Here is a 25,365-nt window from a genome sequence, read left to right as displayed (position 1 = left end):
ACTCTTGAGGCAGACTCCAGCCCATGCCCCGTAAAACCTGGCGCGCCGCGCTCGCCGCCTATGCCAGCCCCTCGACGCTTGTGTTGTTGTTGCTTGGTTTCGCCGCCGGCCTGCCCTACATGCTGGTGTTTTCGACGCTCTCCGTTTGGCTGCGTGAGGCCGGTGTGGCCCGCGAAACCATCGGTTATGCAAGTCTGATCGGCTTGGCCTATGCCTTTAAATGGGTCTGGTCCCCGCTGCTCGACCAATGGCGCCTGCCCTTTCTCGGCAAACTCGGTCGACGACGTTCCTGGCTGGTGCTCTCCCAGGCACTGGTGATCCTCGGTCTGATCGGGATGGGTTTCTGCGACCCGCAAAAGCACTTGTCCTGGCTGATCGCCATCGCCGTGGTCGTCGCCTTCGCCTCGGCGACGCAAGACATTGCGGTTGACGCCTATCGCCTGGAAATCGCCGACGACACTCGCCAGGCAGCGCTCGCTGCCAGCTACATGTCCGGCTATCGGATCGCCGCGCTGCTGGCGACGGCCGGCGCGCTGTTTTTCGCTGAAGGCTTTGGCTCCACGGGTTTCAATTACCAGCATTCGGCCTGGGCCGGCACCTACGTGTTGTTTGGCGCCCTGATGGTCCCGGCACTGCTGACGACGCTGTTCATGCGCGAACCGCCTGTGCCCCTGCGTACCCAACTTCAAGCCGGCCGCTACAGTTTCATGCATCAACTGATGTCGGTGTTCGTGCTGATCGTGCTGCTGGTGTCCGTGCCGGCCATGTTTACCCAGCTCTACAACACCGACTTCGCCAGCGTGCTGTTCGAAGGCGCGAGTCCGCTCGACCTGCTGCTCGAAGACCGCGCCTTCCTGCGGGCCATCCTCTACACCACGCTCACGTTTATGTGCCTGTCGGCCATGGGCCGTCGCGGCCTGGCACCGGTGCTGACGCCGATCAACGACTTCATTCTGCGTTACCGCTGGCAAGCGTTCCTGCTGCTCGGACTGATCGCCACCTACCGCATGTCCGATACGGTCATGGGCGTGATGGCCAACGTGTTCTACATCGACCAGGGCTTCACCAAGGACCAGATCGCCAGTGTCAGCAAAATCTTCGGCCTGATCATGACCCTGGTCGGCGCCGGCATGGGCGGCCTGCTGATCGTGCGTTTCGGCATCCTGCCGATCCTGCTCATCGGCGGCATTACATCGGCCGGCACCAACCTGCTGTTCCTGATGCTCGCCGACATGGGCGCCAACCTGAACATGCTGATCCTGACCATTTCCCTGGACAACTTCAGCTCGGGCTTGGCGACGTCAGCGTTCGTCGCTTACCTGTCGAGCCTGACAAACCTGAAATTCTCGGCCACCCAGTACGCCCTGCTCAGCTCGATCATGCTCCTGCTGCCACGCTTGATCGGCGGTTATTCAGGGGTCATGGTGGAGAAATTCGGTTACCACAACTTCTTCCTGATCACGGCGCTGTTGGGTGTTCCGACCCTGCTGTTGATCGCCCTGCACTGGTACCAGGAGAGCCGTCGCGCAGGTCCGACGCCGACACCCGAACCGGTGCCGACCCAGGTCGCGGAAGAATCGTAGGACATTTCGCAGAGGGCGCGACGATTCCCGCCCTCGTGCCACACCGCCGACCGCACGCCTGTACGCCAGCGGATCTCGCCCGTACAATGCTCCGTCATTTCTCGTCATCAGCAACCGACAACGGCCAACCATGCGCACCAGTCAATTTTTGCTCGCCACACAGAAAGAAACGCCTTCCGACGCGGTCGTCATCAGCCATCAGCTGATGCTGCGCGCCGGCATGATCCGCAAACTCGCCTCGGGCCTCTACACCTGGCTGCCGATGGGCTTGCGAGTGATGCGCAAGGTCGAAGCCATCGTTCGTGAAGAAATGAACGCCGCAGGCTCTCTCGAAGTGTTGATGCCGAGCACCCAACCGGCTGAGCTGTGGCAGGAATCCGGTCGCTGGGAAGAATACGGCCCTGAATTGCTGCGCTTCAAGGATCGCCACGGTCGCGACTTCTGCGCCGGCCCGACCCACGAAGAAGTGATCACCGACCTGATGCGCAACGAATTGAGCAGCTACAAGCAGCTGCCGATCAACCTGTATCAGATCCAGACCAAATTCCGCGACGAAATCCGCCCACGCTTCGGCTTGATGCGCGGCCGCGAGTTCATCATGAAGGACGCCTATTCGTTCCACGCTGATCAGCCTTCGCTGCAGATCACCTACGACCGCATGCACCAGGCGTACTGCAACGTGTTTACCCGTCTGGGCCTGAAGTTCCGCCCTGTAGAAGCCGACAACGGCTCCATCGGCGGTGCCGGCTCCCACGAGTTCCATGTACTGGCCGAGTCCGGCGAAGACGATATCGTCTTCAGCAACGGTTCCGACTACGCCGCGAACATCGAGAAAGCCGAAGCCGTGCCGCGTGAAACCTCCCGCGCCGCACCGACTGAAGAACTGCGCCTGGTCGACACGCCGAACGCCAAGACCATTGCGCAACTGGTCGAAGGCTTCAACCTGCCGATCGAAAAGACCATCAAGACCCTCGTGGTTCACGCTGAAGAGCAAGGCAAGCTGATTGCCCTGATCATCCGTGGCGACCACGAGCTGAACGAAATCAAGGCCGGCAACCAGCCAGGCGTTGCCAGCCCGCTGGTCATGGCTTCCGAAAGCGAATTGCGCGACGCCATTGGCGCCGGCGCCGGTTCCCTCGGCCCATTGAACCTGCCACTGCCGATCATCATCGACCGTTCCGTAGAGCTGATGAGCGACTTCGGCATCGGTGCCAACATCGACGACAAGCACTACTTCGGCGTGAACTGGGAGCGTGATCTGCCGGTTCCGACCGTTGCCGACCTGCGTAACGTTGTCGCCGGCGACCCAAGCCCGGATGGCAAGGGCACCCTGGAAATCAAGCGCGGCATCGAAGTCGGGCACATCTTCCAGCTGGGCAACAAGTACAGCAAGGCGATGAAGTGCGAAGTGCTGGGCGAGAACGGCAAGCCGGTTACCCTGGAAATGGGTTGCTACGGCATCGGCGTTTCCCGCGTGGTGGCTGCGGCCATCGAGCAGAACAACGACGCCAACGGGATCATCTGGAGCGACACACTGGCTCCATTCCAGGTCGCTTTGGTGCCATTGCGCTACGAAACCGAACAGGTTCGTGAAGCCACCGACAAGCTGTATGCAGAACTGACTGCAGCCGGCTTCGAAGTGCTGCTGGACGATCGCGACAAGAAAACCAGCCCGGGCATCAAGTTCGCGGACATGGAGCTGATCGGCATTCCTCACCGGATCGTGGTCAGTGACCGCGGCCTCGCCGAAGGCAATCTGGAATACAAGAGCCGTACCGAACCTGAAGCGCAAGCGCTGCCGGTTGCTGACGTGCTGTCTTTCCTCCAGGCCCGTATCCGCCGCTGACACCAGATAGAGAAGTCATGTTCAAGCGAAACACCTTAGGCCTCGGTGGTGCCGCCCTGTGCGTCACCCTGCTGGTCAGCGGCTGTGCCAATCACATGTCGCAACGCAGCGAGCACGAGGAGCGTGTCGAGCGCAAATTGCTCGATCACAGCCTGCAGATCGATGTCGGCGAGCCCAAGGTGCTTGAGTTGCCGCAACGTCGGGTGAAAATCCACGAGCAGAAAACGTTCGAAGTCACCGAATTCGAAGTTACGCGTCACTATGATCGCTACACGCCTTACCAACCCTGGCGGGAGGTCTACGAGATCCCGCTGGGCGCGGTCGCGGTGGTGGGCGGTGTCGGGGCGAATGTGGTCAACGTATTCACCCTCGGCAGTCTGCCGGACAGCGTGACCAAGGATTGGCTGAGCTACGGTTTTGCCGGGCTCAACCCGCTCATGAACGTGCAGTCCAACGGTCGGGCGCAACAAAACCTGGCCGGGATCGATGAGATCCAGCTCGACAAGCGCACCGAATACTCGAGCCTGCCCTGGAGCGAGCGCCCGGTGGTGGTGAAAGCCGGCAAGGAAACGTTTGATCTGAGCACCGACAAAAACGGTGTTCTGCGCCTGAACCTGCTGGACAGCCCATTCGCCGAACATGACATCAATCATCTGAGCCGACTGCTGATCAGCGTCGAAGACGGCCAGGACGATGTACACAGCGATTCGTCCCTGGCAGTCAGCAGTTCATTGCGCGGCAAACTGCTCGAAGCCCATGGCCTGATTTATGACGACCTCGAAGACGACGAAGTGAGCCAGTGGGTACACCGGGTCAAGCGCTTGTCGGAACTGGGTCTTGAAGAAGAAGCCAGCGAGCTGGAACAAAGCCTGATCGAACTGACCCGCAACGATCCAGAGTTGCAGACCGAATTCCTCAAGTCATTGACCAAGGATGCCGGGCGACTGGTGGCGGATCCTGGACCGAATTAAAAGCAAAAGCTTCGCCCCTACAAGATGCGATACCTGTAGGAGCGAGGCTTGCCCGCGAAGAGGCCCTCACATTCACCGCAAAACTACCGCTCAAACAACTCCATCTGCTCAAACCCACCCCGCAAATCCTCCAGCCGCACGCCAATCCCCAACAACCGCACCGGTTTCCCGCCGCGATTGAACGCCTGGGTCAGCAACAACTGATAACTGCCCAAATCCCGCCCTGCCCCGGCTTGTTCCAGCGTCGTCTGGGTAAAGTCATGGAACTTCACTTTGACGAACGGCTTGCCCGGCCGATAGCTGCTGTCGATCCGCGCCATTCGGCCCGCCAGGGTTTCCAGCAGCTCGGGCAACTTATCCAGGCAGCTGACCAGATCCGGCAGGTCCACGTCATAGGTGTTTTCAACACTGATCGATTGCCGGCGGCTGTCGTTGTGCACCTGACGGTCATCGATCCCCCGGGCCAGGCTCCAGAGTCGCTCGCCGAAGCTGCCAAATTCACGCACCAGCGCCAACTTGCCCCACTCGCGCAAATGCGAGCAATCGACAATACCGAGCCTGCCCAGCTTGTCGGCGGTCACTTTGCCAACGCCGTGCAGCTTGCTGACGGGCAAACCACTGACAAAGTCTTCAACCTGATCAGGCGTGATCACAAACAAACCGTTGGGCTTCTTCCAGTCACTGGCGATCTTGGCCAGAAACTTGTTCGGCGCCACGCCAGCCGAGACCGTGATGTGCAACTGATTGGAGACTCGGCGGCGAATGTCCTGGGCGATGCGCGTGGCGCTGCCACCGAAATGCGCACAGTCCGACACGTCGAGGTAAGCCTCGTCGAGGGAAAGCGGCTCGATCAGGTCGGTGTAATCGCGAAAGATCGTATGAATTTCCTTCGAAGCTTCTCTATAGGCGTCCATGCGCGGCTTGACGATGGTCAGGTCCGGACACAGCTTCAGGGCTTGCCCGGAAGACATGGCCGAGCGCACGCCATAGGCCCGCGCCTCATAGTTGCAAGTGGCGATCACCCCGCGCCGGTCCGCAGAACCACCCACCGCCAGCGGTTTACCCGCCAGGCGCGGGTCGTCACGCATCTCGATGGCAGCGTAGAAGCAGTCGCAATCGACGTGGATGATTTTTCGCTGGCTCATATAAAAGCGGTGTTCATGGTGAAGAAATGGGGTCATGGCGTGCCGGATCGGCAGTATCTCACTGACACCTGTATATAGCACCAGTAGTCTGAATCTTCTTCCCCACCGGTAGGAAAAGTAACCGATGAATTTATTTTCTCAATCGAAAAGCGTCACTCGATAGAGCTGCAAGCCTTGCCATGCCTGCCTCGCAGACGATCGCCCAGCCCTTCCTTGCCGCTAAGCGATTGAACCAGAACAGGTTTTATCTGGATTGAAGGTTGACAGCCCAGCGATCCTCTGTAGAATGCCGACACACAGACGCGGGATGGAGCAGTCTGGTAGCTCGTCGGGCTCATAACCCGAAGGTCGTCGGTTCAAATCCGGCTCCCGCAACCAAATATCAAAAAAGGCTACTCGAAAGAGTGGCCTTTTTTGTGCGCGCCTGTTTTGTGTCCCTCTTCTATCAGAAGTGAGAAATCGTTCTGATTCCGAAACTTAAGTCTGCTCCGCGACCGTTCGCCGCTTATTTACGCTTATTTGACCCGGTTGCAGATTAACGGTTGACACACAGGCGTATCTCTATAGAATGCCGCCACACAGACGCGGGATGGAGCAGTCTGGTAGCTCGTCGGGCTCATAACCCGAAGGTCGTCGGTTCAAATCCGGCTCCCGCAACCAAACATCAAAAAAGGCTACTCGAAAGAGTGGCCTTTTTTGTATCTGTTGAAAAAGTCCTTTCGCAACAATGACCTGTCACTGTGTAGCGAAGCGTTCGGGATCTCCAATGCGATGAGTTCAGACTATGCTGATTCGCAGACAGATCCCCCCCCGACGCCCAATGACAAGCCATCGCCGTCAACCGGTGAGAGGCGTTAATATTTGTGATTATTTTTTTCTACAGGGATTGGTAACTTGGCTGGATACCCCCATCCTGTCGCGCACAATCCAAGAGGTGATTGATGCGCGCCAACTCGTCTGATCCACAAGACACCGTCACAGCGACCCAACCGATCAAGGCAGAGCGCCTGCGCTTGCTGGATCTGGCCAGCAAATATCGCCAGCCCATCGGCCTGGCGGTGACGCTGCTGTTGTTCGCTATCGCGCTGATTGCCTGTCGTCATCTGCTGAGCGAACTCGATCTGTACGCTTTGCACGACTCGATTCTTGAAGTCCCTAAACCGGCACTGCTGGGCGCATTGGCGGCGACCGTGGTCGGCTTCATCATTCTGCTGGGGTATGAATGGTCCGCCAGTCGCTACGCGGGCGTGACGCTGGCGCCGCGAATTCTTGCGCTGGGGGGCTTCACGGCATTTGCCATCGGCAACGCCATCGGTCTTTCGATGCTCTCGGGGGGCTCGGTCCGCTACCGTTTATATGCACGGCACGGTCTGGGGGCGTCAGATGTCGCTCACATGACGTTATTCGCCAGCCTCTCGCTCGGCTGCGCACTGCCACCACTGGCCGCCCTGGCGACCCTCAGCAATCTGCCTGCTGCTTCGGCGGCCCTGGGATTGTCCGAAGGTTTGCTGGGGGGCGTTGCCGCGGCGGTTTTGCTGCTGTTCGGCGTATTGGCCATCGGCATCTACCGCCGTCGCCTGCCGGAACAACCTTCCCCGGATAACCTGCTGGTCAAGGTCGGACGCCGCACCTTGCGCCTCCCCGGTCGCCGCCTGACTTTCCTGCAACTGATCATCACCGCACTGGACGTGGCCGCCGCCGCGACCGTGCTCTATTTGTTGCTGCCGGAAGCGCCGCCCTTCGGTGCGTTCCTGCTGGTGTACCTGCTAGCCCTGGCCGCCGGTGTGCTCAGCCATGTGCCCGGCGGAGTCGGCGTATTTGAAGCCATTCTGTTGGCCGCCTTCGCCGACACGCTCGGCGCCGCACCACTGGCCGCTGCGTTGCTGCTCTATCGCCTGATCTACGTCGTGCTGCCGCTGCTGGTGGCGTGTGTGCTCCTGTTGATCAACGAAGGCCAGCGTCTGTTTCAGTCGCGCCAATCCCTGAGGGCCGCGTCCGGTCTGGCGGCGCCGATCCTGGCGGTGCTGGTGTTCCTGTCCGGCGTGGTGCTGCTGTTCTCCGGCGTCACCCCGGAAATCGACACCCGGCTGGAACACATCGGCTTTCTGATCCCGCACCGCCTGGTCGACGCCTCGCACTTCGGTGCCAGTCTGGTCGGCGTGCTGTGCCTGCTGCTGGCTCAAGGCCTGCGTCGTCGACTGTCCGCCGCCTGGATGTTGACCACCATTCTATTGCTGGTCGGCGCCCTGCTCTCCCTGCTCAAAGGCTTTGACTGGGAAGAAGCTTGCCTGATGACCCTGACGGCGAGCCTGCTGGGCGTATTTCGCCGCTCGTTCTACCGCCCGAGTCGCCTGACTGAATTGCCGTTCTCGCCGCTCTATCTGGTCTCCAGCCTGTGCGTGCTCGGCGCCTCGATCTGGTTGCTGCTGTTTGCGTACCAGGACGTCCCGTACAGCCATCAACTCTGGTGGCAATTCACCCTCGACGCCGACGCCCCGCGTGGCTTGCGCTCATTGTTGGGGGCCGCCGTCCTGCTGGTGGTCGTGTCGCTGACCTGGTTGCTGCGCACCGCGCGCCCGGTGATTCACTTGCCGACGCCTGACGAGCTGGATCGCGCCATAAAGATCCTGATGGCCTCCTCCCAACCGGACGGCGGCCTCGCCCTGACCGGTGACAAGGCGCTGCTGTTTCATCCCAACGACGAGGCGTTCCTGATGTACGCCCGCCGTGGCCGCAGCCTGGTGGCCTTGTACGACCCGATCGGCCCGACCCAGCAACGGGCGGAAATGATCTGGCAGTTCCGCGACCTCTGCGACATCCACCACGCCCGCCCCGTGTTCTATCAAGTGCGCGCCGAAAACCTGCCGTACTACATGGACATCGGCCTGACCGCGATCAAGCTCGGCGAAGAAGCCCGGGTCGACCTGAAGCGTTTTGATCTCGAAGCCAAGGGCAAAGAGATGAAGGACCTGCGTTACACCTGGAATCGCGGGACCCGTGATGGGTTGTCGCTGGAGATCTTTGAACCGGGCCATGCGCCGATGGATGAGCTCAAGGTGATTTCCGATGCCTGGCTGACCGGCAAGAACGTGCGCGAGAAAGGCTTCTCGCTCGGGCGTTTCAGTGACGATTACATCAAGCATTTCCGCGTCGCGGTGATTCGTTTCGAAGGGCGCCCGGTGGCATTTGCCAACCTGCTCGAGACTTACGGCCATGACCTGGCCAGCCTCGACCTGATGCGCGCGCACCCGGACGCGCCCAAGCTGACCATGGAGTTCATGATGGTCGGCCTGATTCAACATTATAAAAATCATGGATACGCGCGTTTCAGCCTGGGCATGGTGCCGCTGTCGGGGTTGCAACCCCGGCGTGGTGCACCGCTGACCCAGCGCCTGGGCTCGATGGTTTTCCGCCGTGGTGAGCAGCTCTACAACTTCCAAGGCTTGCGCCGCTTCAAAGACAAATTCCAGCCTGACTGGGAACCCCGTTATATGGCCGTGCCCGCCGGACTCGATCCGCTCGTTGCCCTGGCCGATACTGCTGCCCTGATTGCGGGCGGCTTGACTGGATTGGTGAAACGCTGATGATTCAACGCTCCTTGCGGTACGTACTGGGCACACTGGTCGTGTTGGCCCTGATTATCGGTGGCGGTTACTGGTACCTGAAGCGCCCGGCCCCCGAACCGACCCTCGAACAGCTGAAGCCGGCTGATGGCACGGCGATGACGCGCGTCATTCCCGGCAACACGCCACGCGCCCAGGTGCTGGTGGCGGTCAATGAAGACCAGAAACTCAGCGACAAACAGTTGATGACCCTGAGCCGCACCGGCGCGGCGCAGATTGTTCAGGTGATCCTGCCCAAGGACTGCCTGCTGCAAAGTCGTGCCCTGCAATCAGGCCTGCGAGAACTCAAAGGCCCGGCGACCCTGGTCAGCGGTATCGGCCCTGGCGCGGTGCTGGCGTGGCGCTGGTTGTCCGAGCAGAAGGACGACAAGGCCCAGGCGGTCTCCGTCGACCTGGCACTGGAAAAACCCGGCTGCACCCACTTGCTGCCAAAAAGTGCCGCTCACGGTCACTGGCTGGTGGCCTGGAACGACAACCCGGACGACACCAGCGCCGGCTTCGTGCGCGATCAAGCCAACGCCGAAACCAGCATCAGCGACTACGACATCAACCTGCCGCAAGTGCTGAACAACGAACTGCGTAAACTCCTGGTCGGCGGCGACAAAGCCGCTGGCGGCCTGCAAATCCCCGTGGTCGAAGTCCCGGCCGGCCAAGCCAAGGACACCGTGACCCTGTTCCTGTCCGGTGACGGCGGCTGGCGTGACCTGGACCGCGACGTCGCGGGCGAGATGGCCAAGATCGGCTACCCGGTGGTCGGCATCGACACCCTGCGCTACTACTGGCAGCACAAGAGCCCGGAGCAAAGCGCCCTGGACCTGGCCGAGCTGATGCAACACTACCGGCAGAAATGGGGCACCAAGCGCTTCATCCTGACCGGCTACTCGTTCGGCGCCGATGTCCTGCCAGCGATCTACAACCGCCTGGAACCCGCAGAACAGCAACGCGTCGACGCCATCATCCTGCTCGCCTTCGCCCGCACCGGCAGCTTCGAAATCGAAGTCGAAGGCTGGCTCGGCAACGCCGGCAAAGAAGCCGCCACCGGCCCGGAAATGGCCAAGCTGCCACCGGAGAAAGTGGTGTGCATCTACGGCGAAGAAGAAGTCGACGAAAGCGGCTGCACCGACAAGACGGCCGTGGGCGAAGCGATGAAGCTACCGGGCGGCCACCACTTCGACGAGAACTACCCGGCGCTGGCAAAGCGTTTGGTGGACATCATCGAGAAGCGTCAGGTCAAGGGTGAGACGGCTCAGGAGTGATCTGAGGCGCGACCACCCAAAGCCCCCGCAACCGAAAGGTTGCAGGGGCTTTTTTTCATTTCCACAGACACCACAAATCCCTTGGGTAGATCAGATACCTTGTGGGAGTGAGCCTGCTCGCGATAGCGATCTGTCGGATACAACGAGGGTGAATGTCAGTCCGCTATCGCGAGCAGGCTCACTCCTACAAGGGATCTCATCGACGTTCCGCCATCGTAAATTCGTCCAGCCTGTTTAGTTTCGTTTACTTCCGGTGTCGCAATATCGGAAGACGCCCGCACAGCTTGTAGGCAAACTCCGAATCTCGTGTTTGGGCACTTTGCCGCCTTGTTGCGTTTTTCTTCGACGGGATACTCTCCGGACGTCGCTGACCATTCAGCGATCGGGCTTGGAAACCCGTCGGATCACAGCGCAACAGCACCTCCACCTCGATTCCAGACGTTTTAACGACTGCGAACTTGGTGTTATGGCGGCTGTGCGTGGGACGCCTTCGGGCGTGCCGGTTCTATGGTCCCCGGTTTCCAACCTGCGTACAGCCGCCACCCATTCGCTTGGAAACGAACGTGGCGACTCCTCTAATGCTGGAGAATGACCATGACAAAAATTGATTCAACCGCGATCTCAGAATTAAAAACCATAGGCTACACCCCACTCATCTACTGCCCGGATCAGGCGCTATTCAACGTCCGCGCCGGCGTCCCCATCGTTGATGCCTTGTCACAAGCCTCTGACCTGCTGTTCCTCGGCAAATCATTCGCCGAGGATGCTGCCTACGCGAGAGACACCGACCGCCACGCCTGGGCCGCTCACTATCTGACGGCGATGGGCAAAGCCGTGATTGATGATGTTGTGAAGGTGCTGACGCCGCGACCGGCCCGGACGAAGACTGAATCAGAAGAAGGGCTGCCTGAGTGCCAGTAAACGCACAGGCATGAAACACCGCCGCCCCTTGTGGGAGCGAGCCTGCTCGCGAAGGCGTCGTGTCAGCCACTATCAAGGTTGGCTGATACACCGCTTTCGCGAGCAGGCTCGCTCCCACAAGGGACCTTCTTGGCCTTCAGGGCGAGATTCCAGGCACAAAAAAGCCCCCGCTGCCGCACTGGCAACGGGGGCTTTTCAATGGGGGGCTTACATCTCGACCTGAGTACCCAGCTCAATCACCCGGTTCAGCGGCAGATTGAAGAAGCGCAAATTGCCATTGGCATTCCTCAACATGAAGGCGAACAGCGCCTCGCGCCAACGGGCCATGCCTTCGAGTTTGGAGGCGATCACCGTCTCGCGGCTGAGGAAGTAGGTGGTGCGCATCGGGCTGAAGTCGAGGTCATCGAGATGGCACAGCTTCAGTGCTTGCGGCACGTCCGGCTCGTCGACGAAGCCGAAGTGCAGGATCACCCGGAAGAACCCTTCGCCGTAGGAATCGACTTCGAAGCGTCGGCTCGACGGTACTCGCGGGATGTCTTCGTAGACCACGGTCAACAGCACCACTTGCTCGTGCAGTACCTGGTTATGCAGCAGGTTGTGCAACAGCGCGTGGGGCACGGCATCCGGGCGTGCGGTGAGAAACACTGCAGTGCCCTGGACGCGATGCGGCGGTTGCACGGCGATACTGCTGATGAAAATCGGCAGGGGCAGACCGCCTTCGTCCATGCGCTCCACCAGCAGTTGTTTGCCGCGTTTCCAGGTGGTCATCAGCACGAACAGCGCGATACCGGCGATTACCGGGAACGCACCGCCCTGAATGATTTTCGGCACGTTGGCGGCAAAGTACAGACCGTCCACCAACAAGAAGCCGAGCAACAGCGGAACAGCGAGCACCGGCGGCCATTTCCACAGCAGCAATATCACCGCCGACACCAGGATGGTGGTCATCAGCATCGTGCCGGTCACCGCCACGCCGTAGGCCGAGGCCAGGGCGCCTGAGGACTCGAAGCCCAGCACCAACAGGATCACGCCGACCATCAATGCCCAGTTCACCGCACCGATGTAGATCTGGCCCTGCTCGGCGCTGGAGGTGTGGCGGATGTGCATGCGCGGAATGTAGCCGAGCTGGATCGCCTGACGGGTCAGGGAGAACGCGCCGGAGATGACCGCTTGCGAGGCAATCACCGTGGCCATCGTCGACAATCCCACCAATGGAAGCAACGCCCAGCTTGGCGCCAACAGGTAGAACGGGTTGCGAGCGGCTTCCGGATCACCCAGCAACAGCGCTCCCTGGCCGAAGTAGTTCAGCACCAGCGCCGGCAGCACGAGGATGAACCACGCACGGGCAATCGGCTTGCGCCCGAAGTGGCCCATGTCGGCGTACAGCGCTTCGGCACCGGTCAACGCCAGCACCACCGCGCCGAGGATCGCCACGCCCATGCCCGGATGCTGGGTGAAGAAACGCACGCCCCAGACCGGGTTCAGCGCTTGCAACACTTCCGGGTGCTGCAAGATGCCGTGGACACCCAGTGCACCGAGCGCCACAAACCAGGTGACCATGATCGGCCCGAACAGAATGCCGATGCGCGCGGTGCCGTGGCTCTGAATCAGGAACAGCGCCACCAGCACGACCAAGGACAGCGGCACCACCCAATGGTCGATGCCTTCGAACGCCAGCCCCAGCCCTTCAATCGCCGAGAGCACGGAAATCGCCGGGGTGATCATGCTGTCGCCATAGAACAGCGCCGCACCGATCAACCCACACACCACCAGCAAGGCACGTAACTTCGGATGCCCCGCTGCTGCTCGCCGGGCCAGCGCGGTCAAGGCCATGATCCCGCCTTCGCCCTGGTTGTCGGCACGCAGCACGAACATCATGTATTTGATCGAGACGACCCAGATCAGCGACCAGAAGATCAGCGCCAGGATGCCCAACACGCCGTCATGGTTGACCGGTACGCCATAGCCACCGGAAAACACTTCTTTGAGGGTGTACAGCGGGCTCGTGCCGATATCGCCATAAACCACCCCGACCGCCGCGACCAGCATGCCGATCGGCTTTGCCGCCGAATGCTCGGCACCCGCTGCCTGACTACTTGCCTGCCCCATCCAAAACTCCTACTACTCAGACCCGGACTTCTTATAAGAAGCACTATGCTTTGCCGTGCAGCATGCGCTGTTTTACATGACGTTACAGACGTTTCATTGACTGTAAAAAATCGGTAAAGCGTAAAGGCGCGAAGCATAGCGCAGCACTCGTCGTATTTCCCTGCATAAAGCTGGTCAAGTGCGCGTCTCATCGCTAGAATTGCGCACTTTTTGACCAGAGGCGCAACATAGCGCCCGTCTGTCGCCTTGCCGTCTTCGGCTGGAGGCGTCCCAAATACCGAGGTTAGACATGTCCACCACTCCTGCGCCGGCCAATCCAAAAGTTGGCTTCGTATCCCTGGGTTGCCCCAAAGCACTGGTCGACTCCGAGCGCATCCTTACCCAGCTGCGCATGGAAGGCTATGACGTCGTGTCCACTTACGAGGACGCCGATGTCGTGGTGGTCAACACTTGCGGTTTCATCGACTCGGCCAAGGCTGAGTCCCTGGAAGTGATCGGCGAAGCCATCAAGGAAAACGGCAAGGTCATCGTGACCGGCTGCATGGGCGTCGAAGAAGGCAACATCCGCAAGGTGCACCCGAGCGTGCTGGCCGTGACCGGTCCGCAGCAGTACGAGCAAGTGGTCAACGCCGTGCACGACGCCGTGCCACCGCGCCAGGATCACAACCCGCTGATCGACCTGGTGCCGCCGCAAGGCATCAAGCTGACCCCGCGCCACTACGCCTATCTGAAGATTTCCGAAGGCTGCAACCACAGTTGCAGCTTCTGCATCATCCCGTCGATGCGCGGCAAGCTGGTCAGCCGTCCGGTCGGTGACGTGCTCGACGAAGCCCAGCGCCTGGTCAAGGCCGGCGTCAAGGAGCTGCTGGTGATCTCGCAAGACACCAGCGCCTACGGCGTCGACGTGAAATACCGCACCGGTTTCTGGAACGGCGCGCCGGTGAAAACCCGCATGACCGAACTCTGCGAAGCCCTGAGCACCCTCGGCGTCTGGGTTCGCTTGCACTACGTTTACCCGTACCCGCACGTCGACGAGCTGATCCCGCTGATGGCCGCCGGGAAAATCCTGCCGTACCTGGACATCCCGTTCCAGCACGCCAGCCCGAAAGTCCTGAAAGCCATGAAACGCCCGGCCTTCGAAGACAAGACCCTGGCGCGCATCAAGAACTGGCGCGAGATCTGCCCGGACCTGATCATCCGTTCGACCTTCATCGTTGGCTTCCCCGGCGAAACCGAAGAAGACTTCCAGTACCTGCTGAACTGGCTGACCGAAGCGCAACTCGACCGCGTCGGCTGCTTCCAGTACTCGCCAGTCGAAGGCGCACCGGCCAACCTGCTGGACGCGGCCATCGTGCCGGACGACGTCAAGCAAGACCGTTGGGACCGCTTCATGGCGCACCAGCAGGCCATCAGCTCGGCGCGCCTGCAAATGCGCGTCGGCCGTGAAATCGAAGTGCTGGTAGACGAAGTCGACGAGCAAGGCGCCGTTGGCCGCTGCTTCTTCGATGCCCCGGAAATCGACGGCAACGTGTTCATCGACAACGGCAGCAACCTCAAGCCAGGCGACAAGGTCTGGTGCAAAGTGACCGACGCCGACGAGTACGACCTGTGGGCTGAACAGATCTAAACGCAAAAAATACGAAAAGCCCTGCTCTCTTGACGAGATGCGGGGCTTTTTTAGGTCTATCGTTTTGTGGAAGAAAGGACTCGCACACTCCACGGTAAAAGGGGCATCCGGCCATGCGCCAACATTCGGTCATCCACACGCCGAAACAGAGCGACTACGAAGAACTCACACAAGTCTGGGAAGCTTCGGTGCGCGCCACCCATGACTTTCTGCCGGACAGCTACATTGAATTGCTGAAGAACCTGGTGCTGACCCGCTACCTCGACGCGGTGATGCTGATCTGCATCAAGGACTCGCGCCAGCGCATCACCGGGTTTGCCGGGGTGGCGGCGGGCAAGATCGAGATGCTCTTCATCGACCCGGCCCACCGGGGTCAGGGTTTGGGCAAGCAGTTGCTGCGTTATGCCATGGAACACCTGAACGCCAACGAGCTGGACGTCAACGAGCAGAATCCGCAGGCCTTGGGGTTTTACTTCAAGCAGGGGTTCGAGGTGATTGGTCGTTCGGAGGTCGATGGCATGGGTCAGCCTTATCCGTTGCTGCACATGCGTTTGCGACAGGCGCAACAAAAGACCCGCAACGGCTGACACAACATGAAACCCTTGTGGAAGCGAGCCTGCTCGCGAAAGCGGTCTATCAATCGACATTGATGTTGAAGCTGAAGACGCTTTCGCGAGCAGGCTCGCTCCCACATTAAAAGCACCTGCGGCAAATGGAGCCGGGATTAACCAGCGCCCAGCAGGTACAATGCCCACCCCTTTTTTGTTACGGCCCTGTCATGACTGACCCGATTCGTCTCTCCAAACGCCTCATCGAACTCGTCGGCTGTTCCCGTCGGGAGGCTGAGCTGTTCATCGAGGGCGGCTGGGTCACCGTGGACGGTGAAGTCATCGACGAGCCGCAATTCAAGGTCGACACCCAGAAAGTCGAGCTCGACCCCGAGGCCAAGGCCACTGCGCCGGAACCGGTGACCATCCTGCTGAACGTGCCCGTGGGCATGGACGCGGAAACCGCAATGGCGACCATCAGCGCCGAGACCCTGAGCGAAGAACACCGCTTCAGCAAACGTCCGCTCAAGGGCCACTTCCTGCGCCTGACCGCCAGCACCGACTTGCAGGCCAACGCCAGCGGTCTGCTGGTGTTCACCCAGGACTGGAAGATCCTGCGCAAGCTCACCGCCGACTCCGCCAAGATCGAACAAGAATATGTCGTCGAGGTAGAAGGCGACATGGTGGCTCACGGCCTCAACCGCCTGAACCACGGCCTGACTTACAAAGGTAAGGAACTGCCGCCGGTCAAAGCCAGCTGGCAGAACGAAAACCGCCTGCGTTTCGCGATGAAGAACCCGCAACCGGGCGTGATCGCCCTGTTTTGCCAGGCCGTTGGCCTGAAGGTCGTCGCCATCCGCCGCATCCGCATTGGCGGCGTGTCCATCGGCAAAGTGCCGTTGGGGCAATGGCGCTACCTGTCCGGCAAAGAGAAGTTCTGAGACTTTTCACGCCGCCACACATTCCGGCGCCGCTGCTTACGCGGCGCCCACTGCTGAATATCAGGATTGCACACCATGATTCATAACGACGTACTGCGCAGCGTGCGCTACATGCTCGACATCAGCGACAAGAAAGTCATCGAGATCATCAAGATCGGCGGCATGGACGTGTCCCTGGAAGACCTGCTGACCTACCTCGACAAGAAAGAGGAAGACGAGGAAGGCTTCGTGCGCTGCCCGGACGAAGTCATGGCGCACTTCCTCGACGGCCTGGTGATCTTCAAGCGCGGCAAGGACGAAAGCCGTCCGCCGCAGCCGATCGAAGTGCCGGTGACCAACAACATCATCCTGAAGAAACTGCGCGTGGCCTTCGAACTGAAAGAAGACGACATGCACGCGATCCTCAAGGCGTCCGAGTTCCCGGTATCCAAGCCTGAGCTGAGCGCACTGTTCCGCAAGTTCGGCCACACCAACTATCGCCCGTGCGGCGACCAGTTGCTGCGCAACTTCCTCAAGGGCCTCACTCTTCGAGTGAGAGCGTAAAGCAGCTGCAAGCTACAAGGCGCAAGCGGATGGTGTCTAGCTTGTAGCTTGTAGCTTGTAGCTTGTAGCTTGAAACTTGCAGCTGGGCCGTATGGCCCCTCATTCCTCGCAAAAATAGTGGCTCCGCTTCTGGCGGCTGACGACTAGGGTGTATTGACCCTCAGCTCTCAGGATTCGCCATGCACCCGTACTTTTCCCTGCAAGGCCGCACCGCTCTGGTGACCGGTGGCACCCGTGGTATCGGCAAAATGATCGCCAAGGCGTATGTCGAGGCCGGCGCCACCGTGTACGTCTGTGCCCGGGATGCCGAAGCGTGTCAGCAAACGGCTGACGAGTTGAGCGCCTTGGGAACCTGCCATGCCGTGGCCGCCAATCTGGCGACTGAAGAAGGCGTGCAGCACTTGGCCATGCGGCTGGGCGAGCAAATCAGTCATCTGGACATTCTGGTGAACAACGCCGGCACCACATGGGGCGCTCCGCTGGAAAGCTATCCGGTCAAGGGCTGGGAGAAGGTCATGCAGCTTAACGTGACCTCGGTGTTCAACTGCATCCAGCAGTTTTTGCCTTTGCTGCGCAAGGCGGGTTCAGAGGCGAATCCGGCGCGGATCATCAACATCGGTTCGGTGGCGGGGATTTCGTCCTTTGGCGAACAGGCGTATGCCTACGGGCCGAGCAAGGCTGCCCTCCATCAACTGTCGCGGATTCTGGCGCGGGAGCTGGTGAGCCAGCACATCAACGTCAACGTGATTGCGCCGGGGCGCTTCCCGAGCAAGATGACGCAGCACATTGGTAACGATGAGCAAGCGCTGGCGGAGGATACGGCGCTGATTCCGATGAAGCGCTGGGGCCGGGAGGAAGAGATGGCGGCGCTGGCAATCAGTCTGGCAAGTACGGCGGGGGCTTATATGACCGGGAATGTTATTCCGCTGGATGGTGGGTTCAGTCTCTGAGATTGGCGGTGCGGCCTTCGCGGGCAAGCCTCGCTCCTACAGGTTCTTTGGCGTACACAAACGCCGTGTTCGCTCGATAACCCAGTAGGCGCGAGGCTTGCCCGCGAAGAGGCCCGCTCAGTCACCCCCCGCCTTGAGGCCCGCCGGGTTATCATGCCCGCCCTATCCCGCCTCGACCCAAACCATGACCTACAGCGTTTCCCCCATCGGCTTCGTGCGCTCCTGCTTCAAGGAGAAGTTCGCCATCCCGCGCCAGCCTCAGCTGGCCCCGGCCGCTCGTGGCGTGCTGGAACTGGTGGCGCCGTTCGATCAGGGCGATGCGGTGCAAGGTCTCGAGCAGGTCAGCCACGTCTGGCTGCTGTTCCTGTTTCATCAGGCCCTGGAAGAGAAGCCACGCCTGAAAGTCCGCCCTCCTCGCCTGGGCGGCAACAAATCCATGGGCGTGTTCGCCACCCGTGCGACACATCGGCCCAATGGCATCGGCCAATCCGTGGTGAAACTGGACAAGGTCGAAGCCAACCGGTTGTTTATCTCCGGTATCGACCTCTTGGACGGCACGCCGGTTCTCGACATCAAACCCTACGTGCCTTACGCCGACATCATCGACAGCGCCTCCAACAGCATCGCCAGCGCCGCGCCGCAGTTGATTCCTGTGCGGTGGACGGAGACAGCGCTGCAACAAGCTCACGAGCACGCTCAGCGCCTCGGCGAGCCGTTGGTTGCCCTGATTGATCAATGCCTGGCACAAGACCCACGTCCGGCGTACCAGACGCCGACACCTGAGCGGGAATATGGAGCGCAGTTCTGGGATCTGGATGTGCGCTGGCATTATCCCGAGGCGGGCGTCATCCGCGTCCTGGAAGTCATTCCCGCAAAAACCTGAACGCCAGAAACCACTGTGGGAGCGAGCCTGCTCGCGATAGCGGTGTGGCAGTCGGCAATAATGCTGACTGATACACCGCTATCGCGAGCAGGCTCGCTCCCACAGGGAAAGCAAAGCCGTCAGGCGTTGTGCTTACTTCTCGACGAACGCACGCTCGATCAGGTAATCACCCGGCTCGCGCATCCGCGGCGAAACTTTCAGGCCGAAGCTGTTCAACACTTCGCTGGTCTCGTCGAGCATGCTCGGGCTGCCGCACAGCATGGCGCGGTCGTCCTGCGGGTTGATCGGTGGCAGGCCGATGTCGCTGAACAGCTTGCCACTGCGCATCAGATCGGTCAGGCGACCTTCGTTCTCGAACGGCTCGCGTGTCACGGTCGGGTAGTAGATCAACTTGTCACGCAACGCCTCGCCGAAGAACTCGTTCTGCGGCAGATGTTCGGTGATGAACTCGCGGTAAGCGACTTCGTTGACGTAACGTACGCCGTGGCACAGGATCACTTTTTCGAAACGCTCGTAGGTTTCCGGGTCCTGGATGACGCTCATGAACGGCGCCAGGCCAGTACCGGTGCTGAGCAGGTACAAATGTTTGCCAGGCTTCAAGTCATCCAGCACCAGGGTGCCGGTAGGCTTCTTGCTGATGATGATCTCGTCGCCTTCCTTCAGATGCTGCAACTGGGAAGTCAGCGGGCCATCAGGCACCTTGATGCTGAAGAACTCGAGATGCTCTTCCCAGTTCGGGCTGGCAATCGAGTAAGCGCGCATGAGCGGCCGGCCGTTGGGCTGTTGCAGGCCGATCATCACGAACTGACCGTTCTCGAAGCGCAGGCCCGGATCGCGGGTGCACTTGAAGCTGAACAGAGTGTCGTTCCAGTGATGAACACTGAGGACACGCTCGTGGTTCATGTTGCTCATGTACGTGGGACTCCTGGAGATTTTGCCTGCGCCGCTGATGTGCGCAATTGCATCGCATTCTAATGGCAGCGACAATATCTGTTAAATGGATTATTAAGATAAGGGTTATCGGTTATATAGATATGCGATTTACTCTCCGTCAACTTCAAGTATTCGTCGCCGTCGCCCAGCAGGAAAGCGTATCCCGTGCTGCCCTGACGCTCAACCTTTCGCAATCGGCGGCGAGCACCTCGATCACCGAGCTAGAGCGTCAGTGCAGCTGCCAGCTGTTCGACCGCGCCGGCAAACGGCTGAGCCTTAACGCCCTCGGCAAACAGCTATTGCCACAAGCTGTGGCGCTGCTCGACCAGGCCAAGGAAATCGAAGACCTGCTCAACGGCAAGTCCGGTTTCGGCTCCCTGGCCGTCGGCGCGACCCTGACCATCGGCAATTACCTGGCCACCTTGCTGATCGGTAGCTTCATGCAGCGCCATCCGGAAAGTCAGGTGAAGCTGCACGTGCAGAACACTGCCAACATCGTGCAGCAAGTCGCGCACTATGAAATTGATCTGGGTCTAATCGAAGGCGATTGCAGTCATCCGGACATCGAGGTGCAGAGCTGGGTCGAGGATGAGCTGGTGGTGTTCTGCGCGCCGCAGCATCCGCTGGCCCAGCGTGGCAGCGCGAGCATGGAAGAACTGACCCACGAGGCCTGGATTCTGCGGGAACAAGGCTCTGGCACGCGGCTGACCTTTGACCAGGCCATGCGTCATCATCGCAGCGCGCTGAATATCCGACTGGAGCTGGAACACACCGAAGCGATCAAGCGCGCGGTGGAATCAGGCCTGGGGATTGGCTGTATTTCGCGTCTGGCGCTGCGCGATGCATTCCGCCGCGGCAGTCTGGTGCCGGTGGAGACACCGGATCTGGACTTGGCGCGGCAGTTCTATTTCATCTGGCACAAACAGAAATATCAGACCTCGGCGATGCGCGAATTCCTCGACCTGTGCCGCGCGTTCACCGCCGGGGTTCAGCGCAGCGACGAGATCGTGCTGCCCAGCATCGCTTAAAGCAGAATCACCGCCCACACCAGCCCGATCATGCTCAACGCCACGAATTGAGCGGCGCTCCCCATGTCCTTGGCGTTCTTGGACAGCGGGTGCAACTCAAGGGAAATTCGGTCGATGGCCGCTTCCACTGCCGAGTTCAGCAGCTCGACGATCAACGCCAACAGGCAGACCGCGATCAGCAATGCCTGCTCGACACGACTGACGTTCAGAAAGAACGAAAGCGGGATCAGGATGACATTGAGCAACACCAGCTGCCGAAAAGCCGCTTCACCGGTGAAGGCTGCGCGCAGGCCATCCAGCGAGTAACCGGAAGCGTTGAGAATGCGTTTGAGGCCGGTTTGGCCTTTGAAAGGTGACATAGAGTGGGCAACTGACCAAAAAGGAGTGGGAAAGCTAGATCAACCAAAGTCAAAAAAGCGTGAAGATGCCAACGCTTAGTGGCTTGAAATTGACTCAAGTTGTTGCAGAAGCAACGCCGCCTGGGTGCGAGTGCGCACATTCAGCTTGCGGAATATAGCCGTAACATGCGCCTTGATCGTCGCTTCGGAAACGCTCAACTCATAAGCAATCTGCTTGTTCAGCAGCCCTTCACAGACCATGGTCAGCACCCGGAACTGCTGAGGTGTCAGGCTGGCAAGGCCTTCACTGGCGGCCTTGGCTTCAGCGGAAACACTCACGGCTTCGAACGCCTGAGGCGGCCAGAACACATCGCCATCGAGCACCGCTCGCACGGCTTTCTGGATGACGCTCAGGTCACTGGATTTGGGAATGAAGCCGCTGGCGCCGAATTCACGGGACTTCACCATGATCGAGGCCTCTTCCTGAGCCGACACCATCACCACCGGAATCTGCGGGTATTGACCGCGCAGCAGCACCAGCCCGGAAAAACCGTAGGCCCCCGGCATGTTGAGGTCGAGCAGTACCAGGTCCCAGTCAGACTTTTCGTCCAGCCGGGTTTCCAGTTCGGCAATGCTTGCCACTTCCACCAGACGGACATCCGGACCCAGGCCCAGGGTCAATGCTTGATGCAGGGCGCTACGAAAAAGAGGGTGGTCATCGGCAATCAGGATTTCGTATGTGGCCATTTTTCTAATGATCCTGTTTTCAAACAACTCAAGGCACAGCCACGGAGCTGCACCAGCAGGGCACGTTCAACGCCAATTACGTGGCTATCACGCAAAGAATACGGCGTATCAAACTTTGGCCGCGCCCTAATCGGCGCCAAGCATGCCCAGCGAAACCGGGGTGGTCAAGGTGCATGGCCGGTACAGTTCTTTGCAGTATGGGCGACAATCAGCAGGCCACCGGCACCGCGTTCTGCACGAAAGGCATCAGTTCGGTGTGGGCCGGCGTTGCCACGTTCATGTCCAGCTGATGTTTCGCATCAAGGTAATGCTGGCTGAACACGTCGAAATAAGCGTCCAGCGCCGAGGCCGCCTCAGTATCGCCCGCCAGATCAAGGCACAGTGCCGCCACTTCGGCGGTGCACAAGTGCTCGCTGCGGGTCGAGCGGCGCAACCGGTACCGTGACAGCTTCTCGGGCAACAGGCTCAGGATCGGCAACCGATCAAAGTAAGGGCTTTTGCGGAAAATCTTCCGGGCTTCGGTCCAGGTCGCATCGAGCAGAATAAACAATGGCCGCTTGGTGCTATCGGCTTCGACGGTGTTCGTCACTCGCTCAGGCTCGACGTACTCACCCGGAAAGACCAGATACGGTTGCCATTGCGGGTCGGCCAGCAACGCCAGCAACTGCGGATCCGTTTCCGTGCGTGACCAGATAAAGGCATGGTTGTCGCGCACCACATCGGCGATCAGCCAACCGGTGTTGCTCGGCTTGAACACTTCTTTGTTAGTCATGATCAGGCACACGCCGGAGCGGGCCTCAACCTGCGGACGCCAGGCGCACAGGCAGTGACTCTCGATCACGCGGCAGGCACGGCAACGCGGCGCCCTCCAGCCACGGGCCTGGATCGGCTTGATGCCCTCCTCCTCTCGCTCGTCGCGCAAGCGGGCGACGGCGTTTGCAGCAAAGGTTGGGGTTACAGGGCTCATCGCAGGCAGCACCGGAGGGGAAATCGACACGAATAACGCTCGGCAAGTCAGAAAGTGGCGGCAGTTTATCAGAGCGGCCGGCGCAAGCCTGTACCGTCCAGGCCTCGTCCCCTATAATTCGCCGCCACTGAACGCACAGTCATGTGACGGGTCGAACCATCAGTCACTGAACCAGGAGAGTTTCATGCTGCGCCTTATCGTTCCCACCGCTGCCATTTTGCTGGCGTCGTCCTTCAGCGCTCAGGCTGCGTCCTTGAGTGAGCAGAATCTCAACAGAGAACTGCGAAACGTCGCCACACAAAGCAGTGTCGGTACTCCACGGGCGATCAACGAAGACATTCTTGATCAGGGCTACACCGTTGAAGGCAACACGCTGATCAACCACCTGAGTGTACAAAGCAGCCACGCCAACAAGATGCGCGCCGACCCCAAAGCCGTGTATTTCCAGCTGGGCGCCTCTGTGTGCAACAACCCATCGTTCCGTAAACTGATGGCCAAGGGCGCAGTCATGCGCTACGACTTCACTGAAGTGAAGACCAATCGCTCGGTCGGTTCCGCCAGCTATCAGGAATCGGATTGCCCGAAAGCAGCACCGGCCAAGAAGAAGTAATCATCGGGAATTGGCGCGCCGCTGTTCATCCTCGGCGCGCAGTTCTGCCACCAACGCCTGCAAGTATCGCGAACGCCGCTCGGCGCCTTCCAGACGCCGGCAACACTCCTCCTCAAGACTCAAATGATTGGTCTCGGCGGATGACTTCAGTAATCGATACAGATGCGTATCGATTTCCAGAATGACTCTGGCCATAGCTTCCAGCCTCCCTGCACCTCGCCCCTTTTTGAGCGAAAAATCCTTAAACCGCTTGAACCGTGCGCCCTGCCTTTGACGCAAAGTTGTCGTGTCATGCCTGTAACTTAGTAAATCAGAGCGCGAGGCCTGCGGCTTGCGTTCGGACGAACGGTGAATTCACCTTGCAAATCGTCAATAAGCGGTTGCCAGGAAAGACTTTGCGGCGCAATGATCAAGGCAGCGAGAATCTCTGCAAGGGTCTAGATTCAGAGTGTTCACGATCACTTTTCAGGGCAGGAAAGGGGCTGCCCATCGCGTGTCTTGTTGTGCGAACGTTTCTTTCATCCAAGGGAAAAACAGAGCCTGTATGGACGACTCGAACCGAGTCGAGTGGAGCGCCCAGGCATGGGCTTGGGCAGACAGCGACACATGAAGTGTCGCGGCGCTGACGACTGTTTTGTCGGTGCCAAGGGTTCTGTGCAGAAGGAGAAGTTGAATGCCTTACCAACCGAATGACCTCCTGAGCCGTCATTTCGAAGAAAGCGGCCACGACCTCATCAGCAAGGTCGAAGAGCAACTCAACCTGGTTTCACCCAACAGCCCCAACACTCCGATTTACCGCGACATGATCCTGACCGTGCTGCGCATGGCCCAGGAAGACCACAACCGCTGGAACGCCAAGATCACCCTGCAAACCCTGCGCGAACTGGAGCATGCCTTTCGCGTGCTCGAACAGTTCAGGGGGCGACGCAAGGTCACGGTTTTCGGCTCGGCGCGCACACCGATCGAACACCCGCTGTATGGCCTGGCCCGGGAACTCGGCGCGGCGCTGGCACGCTCGGACCTGATGGTCATCACCGGTGCCGGTGGCGGCATCATGGCGGCGGCCCATGAAGGTGCCGGTCTGGAACACAGCCTGGGGTTCAATATCACCCTGCCCTTCGAGCAGCATGCCAACCCCACGGTTCAGGGCACCGCCAACCTGCTGCCCTTCCACTTCTTTTTTACCCGCAAACTGTTCTTCGTCAAGGAAGCTGATGCGCTGGTCCTGTGTCCAGGTGGTTTCGGCACCCTGGATGAAGCACTCGAGGTGTTGACGTTGATTCAGACCGGCAAAAGTCCATTGGTGCCGGTAGTGCTGCTGGATGCGCCGGGCGGCAAGTTCTGGCAAGGCGCGCTGGACTTCATTCATCATCAACTGGAGGAAAATCGCTATATCCTGCCCACCGACATGAAGCTCGTGAGCCTGGTCTACAGCGCCGAAGAAGCGGTAGAGCAGATCAATCAGTTCTACGGCAACTTCCACTCCAGTCGCTGGCTCAAGCATCAGTTCGTGATCCGCATGAACCACAAGCTCAGCGACCAGGCGCTCGAACACATGCAGGAAGCGTTCGCCGACCTGTGCCTGAGCGATCACTTTCATCAGCACGCCTATAGCGGCGAGGAGCACGATGAAGCGCAGTTCAGTCATCTGGCGCGACTGGCCTTCAACTTCAACGCCAGGGATCATGGCCGCCTGCGGGAATTGGTGGACTATATCAACCTGCCGGAAAACTGGGCCGACTCCAAACCCCAGGCGCAACAGCGCACGCGAGAGCCGTCCAAGGTGACGTGAGGCA

22 protein-coding genes and 2 tRNA genes are annotated in these 25,365 nt (G+C 59.9%); 17 read left to right on the top strand and 7 right to left on the bottom strand.

The genetic code is table 11. The features are described from left to right. The first annotated feature begins 23 nt into the window (after positions 1-23). The 3 genes from AC1ROI_RS14170 (at position 24) to AC1ROI_RS14160 (ending at position 4,400) form a co-directional block, all read left to right on the top strand. Positions 24-1,583: an AmpG family muropeptide MFS transporter gene (locus AC1ROI_RS14170; protein ID WP_010462667.1), complete on the top strand. Its 1,560-nt coding sequence runs from the start codon at positions 24-26 to the stop codon at positions 1,581-1,583. A gap of 130 nt (positions 1,584-1,713) precedes the next feature. Further along, positions 1,714-3,429: a proline--tRNA ligase gene (locus AC1ROI_RS14165; protein ID WP_010462669.1), complete on the top strand. Its 1,716-nt coding sequence runs from the start codon at positions 1,714-1,716 to the stop codon at positions 3,427-3,429. Positions 3,430-3,446: 17 nt separating this feature from the next. Then, on the top strand, positions 3,447-4,400 hold the full coding sequence (locus tag AC1ROI_RS14160; RefSeq protein WP_010462671.1) for a hypothetical protein: 954 nt from the start codon (positions 3,447-3,449) through the stop codon (positions 4,398-4,400). 83 nt (positions 4,401-4,483) lie between these two features. On the opposite strand, the gene dinB is transcribed toward AC1ROI_RS14160, so the two are convergent. Beyond that, positions 4,484-5,545: a DNA polymerase IV gene (dinB, locus tag AC1ROI_RS14155; RefSeq protein WP_010462672.1), complete on the bottom strand. Its 1,062-nt coding sequence runs from the start codon at positions 5,543-5,545 to the stop codon at positions 4,484-4,486. A gap of 301 nt (positions 5,546-5,846) precedes the next feature. On the opposite strand from dinB, the gene AC1ROI_RS14150 reads away from it, so the two are divergent. The 5 genes from AC1ROI_RS14150 (at position 5,847) to AC1ROI_RS14130 (ending at position 11,345) form a co-directional block, all read left to right on the top strand. After that, positions 5,847-5,923: transfer RNA gene (locus AC1ROI_RS14150), tRNA-Met, on the top strand. A gap of 205 nt (positions 5,924-6,128) precedes the next feature. Beyond that, a tRNA-Met gene (locus AC1ROI_RS14145) sits at positions 6,129-6,205 on the top strand. A gap of 281 nt (positions 6,206-6,486) precedes the next feature. Next, a complete protein-coding gene (gene mprF, locus AC1ROI_RS14140; protein ID WP_077748355.1) occupies positions 6,487-9,129 on the top strand; it encodes a bifunctional lysylphosphatidylglycerol flippase/synthetase MprF in 2,643 nt (880 codons plus the stop codon). Continuing rightward, positions 9,129-10,424 (top strand): virulence factor family protein, encoded by a 1,296-nt coding sequence (locus AC1ROI_RS14135; protein ID WP_102594296.1) that lies wholly within the window; start codon positions 9,129-9,131, stop codon positions 10,422-10,424. Before mprF ends, AC1ROI_RS14135 begins: the two co-directional genes overlap by 1 nt. Positions 10,425-11,018: 594 nt before the next feature. After that, a complete protein-coding gene (locus AC1ROI_RS14130; RefSeq protein WP_010462680.1) occupies positions 11,019-11,345 on the top strand; it encodes a DUF3077 domain-containing protein in 327 nt (108 codons plus the stop codon). Between the two features lie 207 nt (positions 11,346-11,552). Here the strand turns inward: AC1ROI_RS14130 and AC1ROI_RS14125 are convergent, their stop codons facing one another. Beyond that, positions 11,553-13,454, bottom strand: a complete 1,902-nt coding sequence (locus AC1ROI_RS14125; RefSeq protein WP_077748352.1) for a potassium transporter Kup — start codon at positions 13,452-13,454, stop codon at positions 11,553-11,555. Positions 13,455-13,743: 289 nt separating this feature from the next. Between AC1ROI_RS14125 and rimO the strand changes: the two genes are divergently transcribed. From rimO to tsaA, 6 genes are all read left to right on the top strand, one after another. Next, positions 13,744-15,081 (top strand): 30S ribosomal protein S12 methylthiotransferase RimO, encoded by a 1,338-nt coding sequence (rimO, locus tag AC1ROI_RS14120; RefSeq protein ID WP_010462684.1) that lies wholly within the window; start codon positions 13,744-13,746, stop codon positions 15,079-15,081. 113 nt (positions 15,082-15,194) lie between these two features. Further along, positions 15,195-15,668 (top strand): GNAT family N-acetyltransferase, encoded by a 474-nt coding sequence (locus tag AC1ROI_RS14115; RefSeq protein WP_102594295.1) that lies wholly within the window; start codon positions 15,195-15,197, stop codon positions 15,666-15,668. Positions 15,669-15,859: 191 nt separating this feature from the next. Then, positions 15,860-16,570, top strand: a complete 711-nt coding sequence (locus AC1ROI_RS14110; protein ID WP_010462687.1) for an rRNA pseudouridine synthase — start codon at positions 15,860-15,862, stop codon at positions 16,568-16,570. A gap of 75 nt (positions 16,571-16,645) precedes the next feature. Further along, positions 16,646-17,113: a YehS family protein gene (locus AC1ROI_RS14105; protein ID WP_010462689.1), complete on the top strand. Its 468-nt coding sequence runs from the start codon at positions 16,646-16,648 to the stop codon at positions 17,111-17,113. A 179-nt stretch (positions 17,114-17,292) separates the two neighbouring features. Beyond that, entirely contained in the window at positions 17,293-18,063 is a 771-nt protein-coding gene (locus AC1ROI_RS14100) for an SDR family oxidoreductase (protein WP_077748351.1), read from the top strand. 184 nt (positions 18,064-18,247) lie between these two features. Further along, the gene (gene tsaA / locus AC1ROI_RS14095) at positions 18,248-18,946 is read left to right on the top strand and encodes a tRNA (N6-threonylcarbamoyladenosine(37)-N6)-methyltransferase TrmO (protein ID WP_010462693.1); all 699 of its coding nucleotides are present in this window, start codon (positions 18,248-18,250) and stop codon (positions 18,944-18,946) included. A 132-nt stretch (positions 18,947-19,078) separates the two neighbouring features. Here the strand turns inward: tsaA and fpr are convergent, their stop codons facing one another. Beyond that, the gene (gene fpr / locus AC1ROI_RS14090; RefSeq protein WP_003443014.1) at positions 19,079-19,858 is read right to left on the bottom strand and encodes a ferredoxin-NADP reductase; all 780 of its coding nucleotides are present in this window, start codon (positions 19,856-19,858) and stop codon (positions 19,079-19,081) included. Positions 19,859-19,980: 122 nt separating this feature from the next. Here fpr and AC1ROI_RS14085 point away from each other — a divergent pair, with 122 nt between their 5' ends. After that, positions 19,981-20,907 (top strand): LysR family transcriptional regulator, encoded by a 927-nt coding sequence (locus AC1ROI_RS14085; protein ID WP_010462700.1) that lies wholly within the window; start codon positions 19,981-19,983, stop codon positions 20,905-20,907. Here the strand turns inward: AC1ROI_RS14085 and AC1ROI_RS14080 are convergent. The 3 genes from AC1ROI_RS14080 to AC1ROI_RS14070 all read right to left on the bottom strand — a co-directional run bounded on the left by AC1ROI_RS14080 (position 20,904) and on the right by AC1ROI_RS14070 (position 22,959). Further along, a complete protein-coding gene (locus AC1ROI_RS14080) occupies positions 20,904-21,266 on the bottom strand; it encodes a diacylglycerol kinase (RefSeq protein ID WP_010462702.1) in 363 nt (120 codons plus the stop codon). The two genes, AC1ROI_RS14085 and AC1ROI_RS14080, sit on opposite strands and share 4 nt — an antisense overlap. 75 nt (positions 21,267-21,341) lie before the next feature. Beyond that, positions 21,342-21,992: a response regulator transcription factor ErdR gene (erdR, locus tag AC1ROI_RS14075; protein WP_010462704.1), complete on the bottom strand. Its 651-nt coding sequence runs from the start codon at positions 21,990-21,992 to the stop codon at positions 21,342-21,344. A 208-nt stretch (positions 21,993-22,200) separates the two neighbouring features. After that, positions 22,201-22,959 (bottom strand): tRNA-uridine aminocarboxypropyltransferase, encoded by a 759-nt coding sequence (locus AC1ROI_RS14070; RefSeq protein WP_010462706.1) that lies wholly within the window; start codon positions 22,957-22,959, stop codon positions 22,201-22,203. Positions 22,960-23,143: 184 nt separating this feature from the next. Between AC1ROI_RS14070 and AC1ROI_RS14065 the strand changes: the two genes are divergently transcribed. Continuing rightward, the gene (locus AC1ROI_RS14065; protein WP_008153984.1) at positions 23,144-23,569 is read left to right on the top strand and encodes a PA3611 family quorum-sensing-regulated virulence factor; all 426 of its coding nucleotides are present in this window, start codon (positions 23,144-23,146) and stop codon (positions 23,567-23,569) included. Here the strand turns inward: AC1ROI_RS14065 and AC1ROI_RS14060 are convergent, their stop codons facing one another. After that, positions 23,570-23,764: a hypothetical protein gene (locus tag AC1ROI_RS14060; RefSeq protein ID WP_010462709.1), complete on the bottom strand. Its 195-nt coding sequence runs from the start codon at positions 23,762-23,764 to the stop codon at positions 23,570-23,572. It lies immediately after the preceding gene. A gap of 478 nt (positions 23,765-24,242) precedes the next feature. Between AC1ROI_RS14060 and AC1ROI_RS14055 the strand changes: the two genes are divergently transcribed. After that, positions 24,243-25,361: an LOG family protein gene (locus tag AC1ROI_RS14055; RefSeq protein ID WP_083374902.1), complete on the top strand. Its 1,119-nt coding sequence runs from the start codon at positions 24,243-24,245 to the stop codon at positions 25,359-25,361. Positions 25,362-25,365 lie beyond the last annotated feature (4 nt).

The sequence above is a fragment of the Pseudomonas sp. GW823-FHT02C02 genome, from assembly GCF_058797635.1.
This window is presented reverse-complemented; position numbering and strand designations above follow the sequence as displayed.

Excerpts from the sequence above, each read along its gene's own strand:
- erdR (WP_010462704.1), bottom strand. The coding sequence starts at position 21,992 with ATGGCCACATACGAAATCCTGATTGCCGATGACCACCCTCTTTTTCGT.
- rimO (WP_010462684.1), top strand. The coding sequence starts at position 13,744 with ATGTCCACCACTCCTGCGCCGGCCAATCCAAAAGTTGGCTTCGTATCC.
- mprF (WP_077748355.1), top strand. The coding sequence starts at position 6,487 with ATGCGCGCCAACTCGTCTGATCCACAAGACACCGTCACAGCGACCCAA.
- AC1ROI_RS14055 (WP_083374902.1), top strand. The coding sequence starts at position 24,243 with ATGCCTTACCAACCGAATGACCTCCTGAGCCGTCATTTCGAAGAAAGC.
- fpr (WP_003443014.1), bottom strand. The coding sequence starts at position 19,858 with ATGAGCAACATGAACCACGAGCGTGTCCTCAGTGTTCATCACTGGAAC.
- AC1ROI_RS14060 (WP_010462709.1), bottom strand. The coding sequence starts at position 23,764 with ATGGCCAGAGTCATTCTGGAAATCGATACGCATCTGTATCGATTACTG.
- AC1ROI_RS14100 (WP_077748351.1), top strand. The coding sequence starts at position 17,293 with ATGCACCCGTACTTTTCCCTGCAAGGCCGCACCGCTCTGGTGACCGGT.
- AC1ROI_RS14110 (WP_010462687.1), top strand. The coding sequence starts at position 15,860 with ATGACTGACCCGATTCGTCTCTCCAAACGCCTCATCGAACTCGTCGGC.
- AC1ROI_RS14160 (WP_010462671.1), top strand. The coding sequence starts at position 3,447 with ATGTTCAAGCGAAACACCTTAGGCCTCGGTGGTGCCGCCCTGTGCGTC.
- AC1ROI_RS14105 (WP_010462689.1), top strand. The coding sequence starts at position 16,646 with ATGATTCATAACGACGTACTGCGCAGCGTGCGCTACATGCTCGACATC.
- AC1ROI_RS14065 (WP_008153984.1), top strand. The coding sequence starts at position 23,144 with ATGCTGCGCCTTATCGTTCCCACCGCTGCCATTTTGCTGGCGTCGTCC.
- AC1ROI_RS14130 (WP_010462680.1), top strand. The coding sequence starts at position 11,019 with ATGACAAAAATTGATTCAACCGCGATCTCAGAATTAAAAACCATAGGC.
- dinB (WP_010462672.1), bottom strand. The coding sequence starts at position 5,545 with ATGAGCCAGCGAAAAATCATCCACGTCGATTGCGACTGCTTCTACGCT.
- tsaA (WP_010462693.1), top strand. The coding sequence starts at position 18,248 with ATGACCTACAGCGTTTCCCCCATCGGCTTCGTGCGCTCCTGCTTCAAG.
- AC1ROI_RS14170 (WP_010462667.1), top strand. The coding sequence starts at position 24 with ATGCCCCGTAAAACCTGGCGCGCCGCGCTCGCCGCCTATGCCAGCCCC.
- AC1ROI_RS14085 (WP_010462700.1), top strand. The coding sequence starts at position 19,981 with ATGCGATTTACTCTCCGTCAACTTCAAGTATTCGTCGCCGTCGCCCAG.
- AC1ROI_RS14125 (WP_077748352.1), bottom strand. The coding sequence starts at position 13,454 with ATGGGGCAGGCAAGTAGTCAGGCAGCGGGTGCCGAGCATTCGGCGGCA.
- AC1ROI_RS14080 (WP_010462702.1), bottom strand. The coding sequence starts at position 21,266 with ATGTCACCTTTCAAAGGCCAAACCGGCCTCAAACGCATTCTCAACGCT.
- AC1ROI_RS14165 (WP_010462669.1), top strand. The coding sequence starts at position 1,714 with ATGCGCACCAGTCAATTTTTGCTCGCCACACAGAAAGAAACGCCTTCC.
- AC1ROI_RS14115 (WP_102594295.1), top strand. The coding sequence starts at position 15,195 with ATGCGCCAACATTCGGTCATCCACACGCCGAAACAGAGCGACTACGAA.
- AC1ROI_RS14135 (WP_102594296.1), top strand. The coding sequence starts at position 9,129 with ATGATTCAACGCTCCTTGCGGTACGTACTGGGCACACTGGTCGTGTTG.
- AC1ROI_RS14070 (WP_010462706.1), bottom strand. The coding sequence starts at position 22,959 with ATGAGCCCTGTAACCCCAACCTTTGCTGCAAACGCCGTCGCCCGCTTG.